Source organism: Streptomyces sp. PH9007, from assembly GCF_059813725.1.
Genome location: NZ_CM187440.1, coordinates 958,178 through 970,748, shown reverse-complemented (window position 1 = coordinate 970,748; position 12,571 = coordinate 958,178). Strand labels below are relative to the sequence as shown.

Annotated in this window: 14 protein-coding genes; 7 read left to right on the top strand and 7 right to left on the bottom strand. The window is 71.4% G+C overall.

Features of this window, described 5'->3' with window-relative positions; all coding sequences use genetic code 11:
• Positions 1 to 12 precede the first annotated feature (12 nt).
• The 5 genes from ACTFAP_RS04210 to ACTFAP_RS04190 form a co-directional block, all read right to left on the bottom strand.
• Positions 13 to 264: a hypothetical protein gene (locus tag ACTFAP_RS04210; protein ID WP_453855367.1), complete on the bottom strand. Its 252-nt coding sequence runs from the start codon at positions 262 to 264 to the stop codon at positions 13 to 15.
• A gap of 182 nt (positions 265 to 446) precedes the next feature.
• Entirely contained in the window at positions 447 to 806 is a 360-nt protein-coding gene (locus ACTFAP_RS04205; protein WP_390122436.1) for a DUF3099 domain-containing protein, read from the bottom strand.
• Positions 807 to 845: 39 nt separating this feature from the next.
• Entirely contained in the window at positions 846 to 2,267 is a 1,422-nt protein-coding gene (tyrS, locus tag ACTFAP_RS04200) for a tyrosine--tRNA ligase (RefSeq protein ID WP_500468263.1), read from the bottom strand.
• 104 nt (positions 2,268 to 2,371) lie between these two features.
• Positions 2,372 to 3,790: a metallopeptidase TldD-related protein gene (locus ACTFAP_RS04195; RefSeq protein WP_495683509.1), complete on the bottom strand. Its 1,419-nt coding sequence runs from the start codon at positions 3,788 to 3,790 to the stop codon at positions 2,372 to 2,374.
• A complete protein-coding gene (locus ACTFAP_RS04190; protein ID WP_400012508.1) occupies positions 3,787 to 5,310 on the bottom strand; it encodes a TldD/PmbA family protein in 1,524 nt (507 codons plus the stop codon). Before ACTFAP_RS04190 ends, ACTFAP_RS04195 begins: the two co-directional genes overlap by 4 nt.
• 492 nt (positions 5,311 to 5,802) lie before the next feature.
• On the opposite strand from ACTFAP_RS04190, the gene ACTFAP_RS04185 reads away from it, so the two are divergent.
• From ACTFAP_RS04185 to fabI, 3 genes are all read left to right on the top strand, one after another.
• Positions 5,803 to 6,294, top strand: a complete 492-nt coding sequence (locus tag ACTFAP_RS04185; RefSeq protein WP_500468262.1) for an ATP-binding protein — start codon at positions 5,803 to 5,805, stop codon at positions 6,292 to 6,294.
• A gap of 108 nt (positions 6,295 to 6,402) precedes the next feature.
• The gene (gene fabG, locus ACTFAP_RS04180) at positions 6,403 to 7,122 is read left to right on the top strand and encodes a 3-oxoacyl-[acyl-carrier-protein] reductase (protein ID WP_400012513.1); all 720 of its coding nucleotides are present in this window, start codon (positions 6,403 to 6,405) and stop codon (positions 7,120 to 7,122) included.
• A gap of 3 nt (positions 7,123 to 7,125) precedes the next feature.
• Positions 7,126 to 7,896 carry an enoyl-ACP reductase FabI gene (gene fabI, locus ACTFAP_RS04175; RefSeq protein WP_030733804.1) on the top strand — a complete coding sequence of 257 codons (771 nt, stop codon included), beginning with the start codon at positions 7,126 to 7,128 and terminating at the stop codon, positions 7,894 to 7,896.
• Between the two features lie 76 nt (positions 7,897 to 7,972).
• Here fabI and ACTFAP_RS04170 read toward each other — a convergent pair whose 3' ends face one another.
• Positions 7,973 to 8,665, bottom strand: coding sequence for a FadR/GntR family transcriptional regulator (locus ACTFAP_RS04170; RefSeq protein WP_500468261.1), 693 nt, complete (start codon positions 8,663 to 8,665; stop codon positions 7,973 to 7,975).
• 65 nt (positions 8,666 to 8,730) lie between these two features.
• On the opposite strand from ACTFAP_RS04170, the gene ACTFAP_RS04165 reads away from it, so the two are divergent.
• From ACTFAP_RS04165 to ACTFAP_RS04150, 4 genes are all read left to right on the top strand, one after another.
• Positions 8,731 to 10,053: an MFS transporter gene (locus ACTFAP_RS04165; protein ID WP_495683506.1), complete on the top strand. Its 1,323-nt coding sequence runs from the start codon at positions 8,731 to 8,733 to the stop codon at positions 10,051 to 10,053.
• 16 nt (positions 10,054 to 10,069) lie between these two features.
• Positions 10,070 to 10,189, top strand: a complete 120-nt coding sequence (locus tag ACTFAP_RS04160; RefSeq protein WP_262832665.1) for an SGM_5486 family transporter-associated protein — start codon at positions 10,070 to 10,072, stop codon at positions 10,187 to 10,189.
• 170 nt (positions 10,190 to 10,359) lie between these two features.
• Positions 10,360 to 10,572, top strand: coding sequence for a hypothetical protein (locus ACTFAP_RS04155; RefSeq protein ID WP_390122417.1), 213 nt, complete (start codon positions 10,360 to 10,362; stop codon positions 10,570 to 10,572).
• Positions 10,573 to 10,644: 72 nt separating this feature from the next.
• Positions 10,645 to 11,163: a SixA phosphatase family protein gene (locus ACTFAP_RS04150; protein WP_390122415.1), complete on the top strand. Its 519-nt coding sequence runs from the start codon at positions 10,645 to 10,647 to the stop codon at positions 11,161 to 11,163.
• Positions 11,164 to 11,193: 30 nt separating this feature from the next.
• On the opposite strand, the gene serB is transcribed toward ACTFAP_RS04150, so the two are convergent.
• On the bottom strand, positions 11,194 to 12,393 hold the full coding sequence (serB, locus tag ACTFAP_RS04145) for a phosphoserine phosphatase SerB (protein ID WP_390122413.1): 1,200 nt from the start codon (positions 12,391 to 12,393) through the stop codon (positions 11,194 to 11,196).
• Positions 12,394 to 12,571: the final 178 nt, after the last annotated feature.

Genomic DNA, 12,571 nt, shown 5'->3' with positions numbered 1-12,571 from the left:
CGCGCCCGCCGGTCAGCTCTCCCCGGAGCGCTCGGCCGCCTGCCACTGCGCGAGCGGCACCACGTCCTTCAAGAACCCGCGCACGCTCAGGAACTGCGCGAGATGTTCGCGGTGCTCCTCGCACGCCAGCCAGGTCTTGCGGCGCTCGGGGGTGTGGAGTTTCGGGTTGTTCCAGGCCACGACCCAGGCGGCGGGCGCACGGCAGCCCTTGGCGGAACAGATCAGCGGATCATCGCTGGTGGGTTCATCGGACACGGAATCCATCCAACACCCTTACCCCGGACATGGCGACGCCGGGCAGCCACGGGGGGAGCCGCCCGGCGTCGGTCCGTCGCTCCGACGGGGGATACGGAGCGCTCTTGAAGTATGACATGCAATGCACGCCGGTGTGCAGCCGAACAGCCCAATTTCCGTTGAGCTTTTCCTGAGCTTCGCAACTGAATACATCAACGTGCTTGTTCACGCTGTCTGTTGGTCTCCGGCACGGAATCCGTCGCCGGTGGCAACGCCGATCGGGAAGCACTGGTGATGAAGGTGGACGGCATCGCCGGAGAGTTTTCCCGGCCCGCATTCGCGATCACCACGGCGATGTACGGCATGACCGTTCCCACCACCAGAGTTGCGACCGCAAGCGGCCTGCTGAGGTCCCACAGCACGAATGTGAGAAGGACCGCAGCCGTACGGATCAACATGGAAATGACATAACGTCGCTGCCGCCCGCGCACATCCTCCGCAAGCCCGCGCCGGGCCCCGGTGATCCGGTAAACGGACGCATCCGGGGCCCCGCTCCGCCGCCACCGCGCCATGCCGCACACTCCTCACTCGGAGCCGGCCGCCGCCCTGGATCAGCGGCGCACCAGCAGTGCGAGCTTACGCCCGGCCTTCAGGTACACCCCGGCCGGCCGCTCCCCGGTGTCCTGCGCGGCGGTCGCCTCCTCGGCCACCTCCGCCAGCGACCGGGTCACCGCCGCCTCGCCCAGCACCTCGGCGCGCTGCTCGCCGTCGGCGTACTCCAGCACCAGCCGCAGCGCGTTCTGCTTGGCCAGCCGACGCGCCGCCGACGAGGACGCGGTGAACTCCAGCACCTTCGTCAGCACCGTGTCGAGGCGCTCCGCGCCGTGCTCGGCCAGCTCGACCTCGGGCAGCGCGGCCACCTCGGTGAAGCTCTTCTTCGAGAACTGCGCGGTGAATCCGGCCCGCGCCGTCATCGCCGACTCCACCCCGTACAGCGCGGCCACCATCTCCCCGGCCAGCACCTTCTTCAGGTCCATCGGGTGCAGCGAACCGTCCGCCACCCGGGCCAGCGCCCCGGTGATCTCCGGATCGGTCCACTCGGTCCACGCGCGCAGGTAGGGCTCCATCAGCCGGTCGGGCACCGACATGATCTTGCCGAACACGTCGTCGGCCGGCGCCGAGAGCCCCACGTAGTTGCCCTTGGACTTCGACATCTTGGCCCCGGTGCCGTCGGTGCCCTCCACCAGCGGCATCGTCACCACCAGCTGCGGCTTCAGCCCGTAGATCTCCATCACGCGGCGGCCCATCTGCATGTTCAGCAGCTGGTCCACCCCGCCCAGCTCGATGTCCGCGTCGATCTCGGCCGAGTCGATCGCCATCGCCACCGGGTAGATCAGCTCCGACATGGTCAGCCCGTGGCCGCCCTCCAGGCGGGTACGGAAGTCCTCGCGCTGGAGCAGCGAGGACGCCGGCACCTGTGCCAGCACCCCGATCAGCTTCGGCAGCGTGATCCCGGTCAGCCACTCGCTGTTGTGCCGGAAGTCCACCCGCTCGAAGTCGAAGAACGGCTTCACCTGGCCCCGGTAGCCGGCCAGGTTCGCCGCGATGTCCTCGTCCGACAGCGGCGGGCGCTCCGCGGAACGCCCCGACGGGTCGCCGATCTTCGCCGTGATGTCGCCGATGATCAGCGTCACCCGGTGGCCCATCCGCTGGAAGCGGCTGAGCACGATCACCGGCACGGCATGCCCCAGATGCACATCGGCCGCCGTCGGGTCGATGCCGAGCTTCACGTGCAGCCCGCGCCCCTCGGCCCGCGCCGCCTCGATGTCCGCCGCCAGCTTGTCCACCGACGGCAGCACCTCGACCGCGCGGGCCCCGATCAGCTCCGCCTGTTCCCTCGCCGGCAGATCGGTCAGGTCCAGATAACGCCGCGATCCCGTCTCCTCCAGCAGCTGCCGCACGGTGGTGTCGGAGGAGAGGTCCTGCGCGAGCAGCGCGGATGCGCGCTGCACGGAGTCGCCGAGGCGTGTCACGTTCAGTCCTGAAGGTCGACGGTCGGAAAGGAAAACAGAAGAACAGGCAGAGTCTAAGGGCTGGCGCCGTGCGCCCGGCGGGGATGACGGGGCAGCCCTTGTGTTCAGACTCCGGGGCTCACCGAGCTCATGTTGAAGCCCGGCACCCGCAGCGCGGGCATCGCGGTCCGCGGGAAGTAGTCGCCCCACTCCCGCGACCGGGTCACCTCGGTGCGCCCGGCCTCGGTGGCCCGGGCCAGGATGTCCACCGGGGACTCGTTGAAGCGGAAGTTGTTCACCACCCCCGCCACCTCCCCGTTCTCCACCAGGTACACCCCGTCACGGGTCAGCCCGGTCAGCAGCAGGGTGGCCGGATCGACCTCCCGGATGTACCACAGTGAGGTGATCAGCAGGCCCCGCTCGGTGTCCGCCACCAGCTCGTCGAGGGAACGGGTGCCCCCGGCCTCCAGCAGCAGGTTGTCGGTCAGCGGCGCCACCGGCAGCCCGGTCACCTCCGCCGAGTCCCGGGTGGTCGGCAACTGCCGCAGCACCCCGTCCCGTACCCAGTCGGTACGCCCCAGCGGCAGCCCGTTGTCGAACACCGACACCTCGGGGGTCAGACCACCGCCCGAAGCGTGCGCGATCAGGAACGGCGCCGCCTCCACCCCGGCCGCCGCCGGATCGCTGTACAGGTCCACCGGCAGCCCGGACAGCTTTTCGCCCACCCGGGTGCCGCCGCCCGCGCGGCTGAACACCGTACGGCCGTCGTGGGACTTGCGCGCGTCCGCCGTCCAGTACAGGTAGATCAGCAGATCGGCCACCGAGGACGGGGGCAGCAGCGTCTCGTACCGCCCGGCGGGCAGGTCCACCCGCCGCTCGGCCCAGCCCAGCCGCCGCGCCAGGTCCGCCTCCAGGGCGGCCACGTCCACGTCCGAGAAGTCGGCGGTGGGCACCGTCACATAGGAGGAGCGGGTACGGTCCGGGGACTTCGCGTTGATCTCCACGTGCCCGGCCCGCTGGTCGTGCCGCAGCCGCAGCCCGCCCGAGGTGCCCAGGTAGGTGGAGGTGATGTCATGGCTGGCGAAACCGAACAGCTCCCGGTCCGCCGCCCGCGAGCGCGCGAAGCTCTCACCGAGCGCCGGCGCGAACTCCGCGAAGATCTCCGGCGAGGTGACCCGCGGCTCCTCCGTGAAGCCGCCGCCCGCGCCCGCCGGCGCGCCGTCCCCGCTCAGCAGCGGCCGGGCATCCTCGGCCGCCGGCGCCTGCCGCGCGGCCTCCTCGGCGGCCCGCACCAGCGGTTCCAGATCGGCGTCGGTCACCGCGCCCTGCGAGACCACCCCGGCCGCGGTGCCCTGCGCCCCGTCGACCGTGGCGATGACGGTCAGCGTCCGGCCCCGGGTGACCCCGTTGGTGGTCAGCGCGTTGCCCGCCCAGCGCAGATTGGCGCTGGAGTTCTCCTCCGCGAGCACCACCAGACCGTCGGCGCGCGACAGTCCCAGTGCCCGCTCCACGATCTCGTGCGGCCTGCTGCTCTTCCCGCTCATCGGCCCGCCTCCGCGGTGGTGTTGAGAATGTTGACGCCCCGGAACAGCGCGGACGGGCAGCCGTGCGAGACCGCCGCCGCCTGACCCGGCTGGGCCTTGCCGCACATGAAGGTGCCGCCCAGCACATAGGTCTGCGGCCCGCCGACCGCCTCCATCGAGCCCCAGAAGTCGGTGGTCGTGGCCTGGTAGGCGACGTCCCGCAGCTGGCCGGCCAGCCGGCCGTTCTCGATCCTGAAGAACCGCTGCGCCGTGAACTGGAAGTTGTAGCGCTGCATGTCGATGGACCACGAGTTGCGGCCCACCGCGTAGATGCCGCGCTCCACCCCGGCGATCAGCCCCGCCGTGTCCGGCCCCTCCGGGTCCGGCTGGAGCGAGACGTTCGCCATCCGCTGGATCGGCACATGGGAGGAGGAGTCCGCGAACGCGCAGCCGTTGGAGCGGTCGAAGCCCTGCAACCGCGCCGTGCGCCGGTCCATCTGGTACCCGACCAGGGTGCCGTCCCTGACCACGTCCCAGGACTGGGTGCGCACCCCCTCGTCGTCGAAGCCGGTGGTCGCCAGGCCGTGCTCGACGGTGCGGTCACCCGTCACATTCATCAGCGGCGAGCCGTACTTCAGCTTCCCCAGCTGGTCGAAGGTGGCGAACGAGGTGCCCGCGTAGGCCGCCTCGTATCCGAGGGCCCGGTCCAGCTCGGTCGCGTGCCCGATCGACTCGTGGATGGTGAGCCACAGATTCGACGGGTCCACCACCAGGTCGTACGCGCCGGCCTCCACCGACGGCGCGGCCAGCTTCTCGGCCAGCAGCGACGGGATCTGCTCCAGGTCCGCGTCCCAGTCGTACCCGGTGCCGGTCAGGTACTCCCAGCCGCGCCCGGCGGGCGGCGCCAGGGTGTTCATGGTGTCGAACCGGCCGCTCGCGGAGTCCACGGCGGTCGCGGTCAGCTCGGGGTTGATCCGCACCCGCTGCTGCGTGGTGACGGTACCGGCGGTGTCGGCGTAGAACTTGTTCTCCTGGACCGCCCACAGCCGGGTGTCCACGTAACTGATCCCCGGCGCCGCCAGCAGCCGCTCGCTCCAGTCGGCGAACAGCGCGGTCTTCTCCGCGTCCGGGATGTCGAAGGGGTTGATCTCGTAGGAGGAGACCCAGGTCTGCTCGCCGTAGGAGGGCTCAGGGGCCAGCTCCACCCGGGCGGTGGACCCGGACGCCGCGCTGATCTTCGCCGACAGCTTCGCCATCGCCACCGCCTGCCCGGCGACCCTCGCGGCGGCGTCCATCGTCAGATCGACACCGGCGGCGAAACCCCAGCTGCCGCCGTGCACCACCCGGACCGCGTATCCGGTGTCGGTGACGTCCGAGGAGCCGGCCGGACGGGCGTTGCGCAGCATCCAGTTGGCGCTGCGCACCCGCTCGAAGCGGAAGTCCGCGTGCTCGGCGCCCAGCGCCTTCGCCCGCGCGAGGGCGGCATCGGCGAGCTGTCGCAGCGGAAGCGCGAGGAAGCTCTCATCGATGGATGGGGGCACAGTCTCTCCTGTCCATGGCCATCTTGGGTGGTCCGGGGCATGGCACAGCCCCCGGGAACCACCGATCATGCCCGTTCGGCGCGCCGCTGCCCAGGCAGAAACCGGGAGAATGCCCCCCGGGCGGGCGTCCGTTACCTCACATGCCCCGGTACCGGCGGGAGGGGAACGGTCGACCCGGGGCGGGTTCCGGCGGCCCGGGCGGCGGGCCCGGGGGAGGGCTCGGCGGCGGGGATATCGGCGGCTGCTCGGGCATGCGCGAACCGTAATCGATCCGCCGCACCAGCGGCGACCGTCCTTCCCGGCCCCCAACTGCCGTCCCACCAGGGGTTGTCCCCTGCGGGCGTCATATTCCGCGCGCTTTTCGCGGTCCGGGACATCGTTTCCCCACGTCCCCCGCCACCTGCGGCGGAACCCTCCGCGACTGCCGAGAGTAACGATCCGTGTCCGAAGCGGGACTGGCTAGCCAGGGCTTCTTTTCGCCACGCTCGGTCCATGGAGCAGGAGCTGATCCCCACCGAGGCCATGACGTCGCTCAGCATGTCGTTCAGCGCGACCCCGCACGCCGTACGCCAGGCCCGGCAGCTCGTCGCGGACCGGCTCGCCCAGTGGGGCGTGCCGGCCGGCTGCCCCGCCGCCCGCACCGTCGCCCTGCTGGTCGGTGAACTCGCCGCGAACGCCGTACGGCACGGGTCCGCCCCGGGGCGAGGCTTCACCCTCGCCGTATCGATGGCCGCCCTCGCGCCCGGTGGCGCGGAGGGCCCGCGCGACGGTGCCGCCGCCGTACCGCTGCGGATCGAGGTGACCGATTCCCGTGCCGACCGCTACCCGGTGCTGCGCCCCTCCGGCGGCGAGCAGGAGAACGGCCGCGGTCTGCTGCTGGTGGACGCCTTCGCCGCCGCCTGGGGTGTGGCCCGTGCGCCGCACGGCAAGACCGTGTGGTGCGAATGTCTGCTGCACCCTGCCGAAATGGCGCCGCGGATGTAGGAACCCCACAGGCCCCCGGCACTGCGCCTGTCAGCCCCCGATCCCTGTCCGCTCCACCGGGCGGGCTAGTTTGGTGGCGAGCACATGTCGCAGAGAAGGGGTGATCCCTTGAGTCGCTCGGTACTCGTCACCGGAGGGAACCGCGGAATCGGCCTGGCCATCGCCCGTTCCCTCGTGGACGCGGGTGACAAGGTCGCCATTACCTTCCGTTCCGGAGAACCGCCCCAGGAACTGGTGGAGCGGGGCGTGCTGCCGGTCAGGTGTGACATCACCGACCCGGAGCAGGTGGAGCAGGCATACAAAGAGATCGAGGAGAAGCACGGCAAGGTCGAGGTGCTGGTGGCCAACGCCGGCATCACCCGCGACCAGTTGCTGCTGCGGATGTCCGAGGAGGACTTCGCCTCGGTCGTGGAGACCAACCTCACCGGGACCTTCCGGATGGTCAAGCGCGCTTCCAAGGGCATGCTGCGGGCGCGCACCGGCCGGATCGTGCTGATCTCCTCGGTGGTGGGCCTGATGGGCTCGGCGGGGCAGGCCAACTACGCGGCCTCCAAGGCGGGTCTGGTCGGTTTCGCCCGCTCCCTCGCCCGCGAGCTGGGCTCCCGGAACATCACCTGCAACGTGGTGGCCCCCGGGTTCGTGGACACCGACATGACGCGGGTGCTCAGTGACGAGCAGCGCGCGGGCATCGTGGAGCAGGTGCCGCTGGGCCGTTACGCCCAGCCCGACGAGATCGCGAGCGCGGTCCGCTTCCTGGCCTCCGACGAGGCCGCGTACATCACCGGAGCCGTCATCCCCGTTGACGGCGGATTGGGCATGGGGCACTGAACCATGAGTGGACTTCTTGTCGGTAAGCGCATCCTGGTCACCGGGGTGCTCACCGAGTCGTCGATCGCCTTCCACACCGCCAAGCTGGCCCAGCAGGAGGGCGCCGAGGTCGTCCTGACCGGCTTCGGCCGGCTCTCCCTGGTGGAGCGGATCGCCAAGCGGCTGCCCAAGCCGGCGCCGGTGATCGAGCTGGACGTGCAGAACAAGGACCAGCTGGCGTCGCTGGCCGACGCGGTGCGCGAGCACGTCGACTCGCTCGACGGTGTGGTGCACTCCATCGGCTTCGCGCCGCAGGACGCGCTCGGCGGCAACTTCCTCAACACCGAGTGGGAGTCGGTGGCCACGGCCGTCGAGGTCTCCGCCTACTCCCTCAAGTCGCTGACGATGGCGCTGCTTCCGCTGCTGGAGCAGCGCGGCGGCTCGGTGGTCGGCATGGACTTCGACGCCCAGGTGGCGTGGCCCAAGTACGACTGGATGGGCGTGTCCAAGGCGGCGCTGGAGGCCACCTCGCGCTACCTCGCCCGCGACCTGGGCGAGAAGAACATCCGCGTCAACCTGGTCTCGGCCGGCCCCATCAAGTCGATGGCGGCCAAGTCGATCCCCGGCTTCGAGGAGCTGGCGGACGTGTGGAACACCCGCTCGCCGATCGGCTGGGACCTCGAGGACCCCGAGCCCGCGGCCCGCGGTGTGGTGGCCCTGCTGTCGGACTGGTTCCCGAAGACCACCGGCGAGATTGTGCACGTCGACGGTGGCGTGCACATGATGGGTGCCTGAGCACGGCACGGCTGAACACGGCGGCGGCCGGTACGGAGGGGAGACCCTTCCGTGCCGGCCGCCGCCGCGTGGTGTCTCAGGAGGCCCCGGTGACCGCCGCGGTGAAGGCGCGGCAGGTCCGGGTGTGGGCGGCGGCCTCGCGCTCGGCCCGTTCGGCGTCCCGCTCGCGGACGGCGGTCAGCAGCCGGGCGTGGTCCATGTAGGACTCGGGGTCGAGCTGGTCGCCCACGTCGTGGCGCAGGAAGGTGCGCAGGACGGTGCCCAGGTCGGCGTACAGGCCGGTGAGCACCTCGTTGTGGGAGGCCTTGACGATCCCCAGGTGGAAGGTGGCGTCCGCCTCCACGAACCGTTCGACCTCCCCGGTGCGCCAGGCGGCCTCGCGGGTGGTGAGCAGGGCGTCGAGGCGGCGCAGATCGGCCGGGGTCCGGCGCTCGGCGGCCATCCGGGCGGCGGCGGTCTCCAGCGCGCCGCGCAGTTCGGCGACATGGCGCGGGTCGGCGTCGGCGAACCGGCGGTGCATCACCCCGGCCAGTTCGCTGGTGGCCACCACGTAGGTGCCCGAGCCCTGCCGGATGTCGAGCAGCCCGTTGTGGGCCAGCGCGCGGATGGCCTCGCGGACGGTGTTCCTGGCCACCCCCAGCTGTTCGACCAGCTCGGGCTCGGTGGGGATGCGCGATCCCACCGGCCAGGCGCCCGAGGTGATCTCGTTCCGCAACTGGTCGATCACCTGGTCGGCGAGGGCCGAGCGGCGGGGGGAGGTGAGTGACATGGCTCTCCTGTCAGCTACAGGAATCTCTTCATGACCCAATCATCGGATGATTCTATGATGAGGTCATGTCGTTGGCGAAGCATGACCGTATCTCCGCAGAGGACGCCCCCGCACCCGCAGCCGGCCGACCCCCGCTCCGTACCGCACTCGCCACGGTGGTCACCCCCGTGGCGCCGTGGCTCCTCGCCGTCGGCCTCGCCCTGGCGGCCCTCAACCTCCGCCCCGCGATATCCGCGCTCGCCCCGCTCCTCGAAGAGGTACGCGCCGACCTCGGCATGAGCGGCACCGTCGCCGGGCTGCTCACCTCCGTACCCGCCCTGTGCTTCGCCGTCTTCGGCATCACCGCCCCGGCCCTGTCCCGCAAGTACGGCCCCGTCGCGGTCGTCGCCGCCGGCATGGCCGCCGTCGCCGCCGGACTCGGCCTGCGCTCGCTGGCCGGCGGAACCGGCGTCTTCCTCGCCTCCAGCGCCCTCGCCCTGGCCGGCATCGCGGTCAGCAACATCCTGATGCCGGTCATCGTCAAGCGGTACTTCCCGGACCGCATCGGCAGCATGACCGGCCTCTACACCATGGCCCTGTCCCTGGGCGCCGCCGGAGCAGGGGCCATCACCGTGCCGGTGGCCGCCGCCCTGGGCGACAGCTGGCGGCTGGGCATCGGCGTCTGGGCGCTCCCCGCCGTGCTCGCCGCCGCCGTCTGGCTGACCGTGCTCATCCGCGGCCGCTCCGTCCCGGCCGCCCCCGCCGCCCCCGCGGCCGGCAACGGCACCGCCCGGGCCACCACGACCATGACCCGCCCCGACGGCACCCCCGTGCGGCTGCTGCGCTCGCCCACCGCCTGGGCCCTCGCCTGCTTCTTCGGCCTCCAGGCCACCGCCGCCTACATCATCATGGGCTGGCTGCCGCAGATCTTCCGCGACGCCGGAGTCCCCGCCGGCACCGCGGGCGTCCTGTTCGCCGTCGCCATGGGCCTGAGCGTCCCGCTGTCCTTCGTCGTCCCCCGCCTGGCCACCCGGATGCGCCGGCAGGGCCCGTTGCTCGCCGTGCTGGCTTCCTGCGGCCTCGCCGGATACGCCGGGCTGTGGCTGGCCCCGCACGGCGGCGCCTGGGCCTGGGCCGCCCTCCTCGGCATCGCCAACTGCTCCTTCCCGGTGGCCCTGGCCATGCTCGGGCTGCGCGCCCGCAGCGCCCACGGAGTGGTACGGCTGTCCGCCTTCGCCCAGAGCACCGGCTACCTCATCTCGCTGCCCGGACCGCTGATCGTCGGCGTACTGAACGAGACCACCGGCAGCTGGCACCTCCCGCTGCTCTTCATGGCCGCGCTGATGGCCCTCCAGATCGTCGCGGGTGTCCTGGCCGGCCGGGACCGGCACATCGAGGACGGGGCGTGAATGGCAGACTGGGCCCATGCCAGCTCTTGAACCGAACCCCACCGGCGGACAGCGCACCCTGCTGCGGATCCTCGGCGTGATGCTCGCGGTCAGCGTCGTGATCGGGGTGATCGCGACCTTCGCCGCCGGCAACTGACCCGGCGGCCCCCAGGCGCGCACCCCGGAGGTGGGGCAGGCCCCACCATCCCCTAGGGGGCCATCGTCAGGGGAGCGTGGGTGGCTTACCCGATGGGCCCGATGAGCCCGCCCGCCTACCGTGGACGTATCGCGGCGATGACCACGCGGACCACGGATGGAGGCGCGCCCATGAGCGGTCGCACGGCCCTGATGACCAACCCCCGCCACCGGGCGGCGGCCGGCAGCGACATCCGGCTGCGCTGGTGGGCCCTGGCCCTGCCCGTCGCGGCGTTCAGCGCCCTGCTGTTCCTGCTCGCCGCCAGCACCCAGGCCGACGCGAGCAGCGGGCCCCAGCCCGTCTCCCAGCTGGTCGAGCACGCCAGGAGCAGCTGGCTCGGCTGAGGCCGGCACCCGCATCCACCGGGTTCTCCAACCGCCGTCACCCAGGGCACGTTTCATGCAAAGCTGGGACACATGAGCGTTGACGCACCCCGCAGGATCGTTCTTTTCCGACACGCCAAGGCCGACTGGCCCGACGTCTCCGATCATGATCGCCCGCTGGCGGAGCGCGGCCGCAAGGACGCCCCGGTCGCGGGCCGCTGGCTCGCCGGCACCGGCGTCACCCCCGACCTCGCCCTGTGCTCCACCGCGGTCCGCACCCGGGAGACCTGGAAGCTCGCGGTCCCCGAACTGCCCCAGCGCCCCCGCACCGTCTACGAGGACCGGGTCTACGAGGCCTCGCTCGGCGAGCTGATCGCCCTCGTCAACGAGACCGCTGACGAGGTGCGCGATCTGCTGCTCATCGGCCACAACCCCGGACTGCACGCACTGGCCGACGCCCTCGCCGGCGAGTCGGAGGGAGACGTGCTCTCCCGGATGAACCGCTCCGGATTCCCCACCGCGTCCCTCGCCGTGCTGACCTTCACCGGTGACTGGAAATCCGTGGAACACGGCGTGGCCCGCCTCGCGGCCTTCTGGACGCCGCACTCCTGACGCCCCCGGCGGCGGGAGCCCACCGGAGCCTCAGCTCCCGGCGTCCGCCGCCTCGACTTCCTCCCGGGTGATCCCCAGCAGATACAGCACCGTGTCCAGGAACGGCTCGCTCAGCGCGGTGTGCGCCGCCCGCCGCACCAGCGGCTTCGCGTTGAACGCCACCCCGAGCCCGGCCGCGTTCAGCATGTCCAGGTCGTTCGCGCCGTCCCCGATCGCCACCGTCTGGGCCAGCGGCACCCCCGCCGAGTCGGCGAACCGCCGCAGCAGCCGCGCCTTGCCCGCCCGGTCCACGATCTCCCCGGTCACCCGCCCGGTCAGCTTCCCGTCCACGATCTCCAGCGTGTTCGCCGCGGCGAAGTCAAGACCCAGCTGCTCCGCCAGCGCGTCCGTGACCTGGGTGAAGCCGCCAGAGACGACCCCCACCTGGTAGCCCAGCCGCTTGAGGGTACGGATCAGAGTGCGCGCCCCGGGGGTCAGCCGTACCTCCGAGCGCACCTTGTCCACCACCGAGGCGTCGAGCCCCTCCAGCAGCGCCACCCGGGCGTGCAGGGACTGCTCGAAGTCCAGCTCCCCGCGCATCGCCGCCGCCGTCACCTCGGCGACCTGCTCCTCACAGCCCGCGTGCGCCGCGAACAGCTCGATGACCTCGTCCTGGATGAGCGTGGAGTCCACGTCCATCACCACCAGACGCTGCGCGCGCCGGTGCAGCCCGGCCGAGACCACCGCCACGTCTATGGACCGCACCGACGCCTCGGTCGCCAGCTCGGTGCGCAGCTTCTCGGTAGGCACCCCGGAGACATTGAACTCGACGGCCGTCAGCGGATACTTCGCCAGCCGGAAGATCCGGTCGATGTTGCCGCCGCAGCCGGTGATCCGGGCCGCGATGGCGGCGGTGTCCTCCGCGCTGAGCGGATTGCCCAGCACCGTCACGTGGGAGCGGCCGTCGCCCCGGGCCGGGTTGTCGCCGAGACCCGAGATGATCTCGGCCTGCATGCCCAGGCCCTCGGCCCAGCCGTGGACGGTGGCACGCAGTTCGCCCTCCGTCCCCGAGCCGCCGGCCGGCGCGCTCACCAGGGCGCACAGCACTATGCGGCCCCGTGTCACGACCTGCTCGATGTCGATGACCGTCACATGAAAGGCGGCGAGCGTCTCGAAGAGACCGGCGGTCAGACCCGGCCGGTCCCTGCCGAAGATCTTCACCAGCAGCGTGGGCGTCTGTGCGGGGATCATGGTGCCCACCACGGTAGTCGCTCCCGGTTGCGGGACGATGACCACGGGCCGCCATGCGGAGGAACGGAGAGGAAGGTCACAGAGTTGCCGACGCTTCGCACCAGCTCCGTGACTATCCGGGCCCGACTTTCCGTTTCCGGCCCGGGACTGGAATAGTGCCTGGACGGTGTTCGACCAT

Bases quoted from the DNA above. Each gene is read 5' to 3' on its own strand.
- ACTFAP_RS04185 (WP_500468262.1), top strand. From the start codon at position 5,803: ATGGAGCAGGAGCTGATCCCCACCGAGGCCATGACGTCGCTCAGCATG.
- ACTFAP_RS04160 (WP_262832665.1), top strand. From the start codon at position 10,070: ATGCCAGCTCTTGAACCGAACCCCACCGGCGGACAGCGCACCCTGCTG.
- ACTFAP_RS04205 (WP_390122436.1), bottom strand. From the start codon at position 806: ATGGCGCGGTGGCGGCGGAGCGGGGCCCCGGATGCGTCCGTTTACCGG.
- ACTFAP_RS04155 (WP_390122417.1), top strand. From the start codon at position 10,360: ATGAGCGGTCGCACGGCCCTGATGACCAACCCCCGCCACCGGGCGGCG.
- fabI (WP_030733804.1), top strand. From the start codon at position 7,126: ATGAGTGGACTTCTTGTCGGTAAGCGCATCCTGGTCACCGGGGTGCTC.
- ACTFAP_RS04210 (WP_453855367.1), bottom strand. From the start codon at position 264: ATGGATTCCGTGTCCGATGAACCCACCAGCGATGATCCGCTGATCTGT.
- ACTFAP_RS04170 (WP_500468261.1), bottom strand. From the start codon at position 8,665: ATGTCACTCACCTCCCCCCGCCGCTCGGCCCTCGCCGACCAGGTGATC.
- ACTFAP_RS04150 (WP_390122415.1), top strand. From the start codon at position 10,645: ATGAGCGTTGACGCACCCCGCAGGATCGTTCTTTTCCGACACGCCAAG.
- serB (WP_390122413.1), bottom strand. From the start codon at position 12,393: ATGATCCCCGCACAGACGCCCACGCTGCTGGTGAAGATCTTCGGCAGG.
- ACTFAP_RS04195 (WP_495683509.1), bottom strand. From the start codon at position 3,790: ATGAGCGGGAAGAGCAGCAGGCCGCACGAGATCGTGGAGCGGGCACTG.
- ACTFAP_RS04165 (WP_495683506.1), top strand. From the start codon at position 8,731: ATGTCGTTGGCGAAGCATGACCGTATCTCCGCAGAGGACGCCCCCGCA.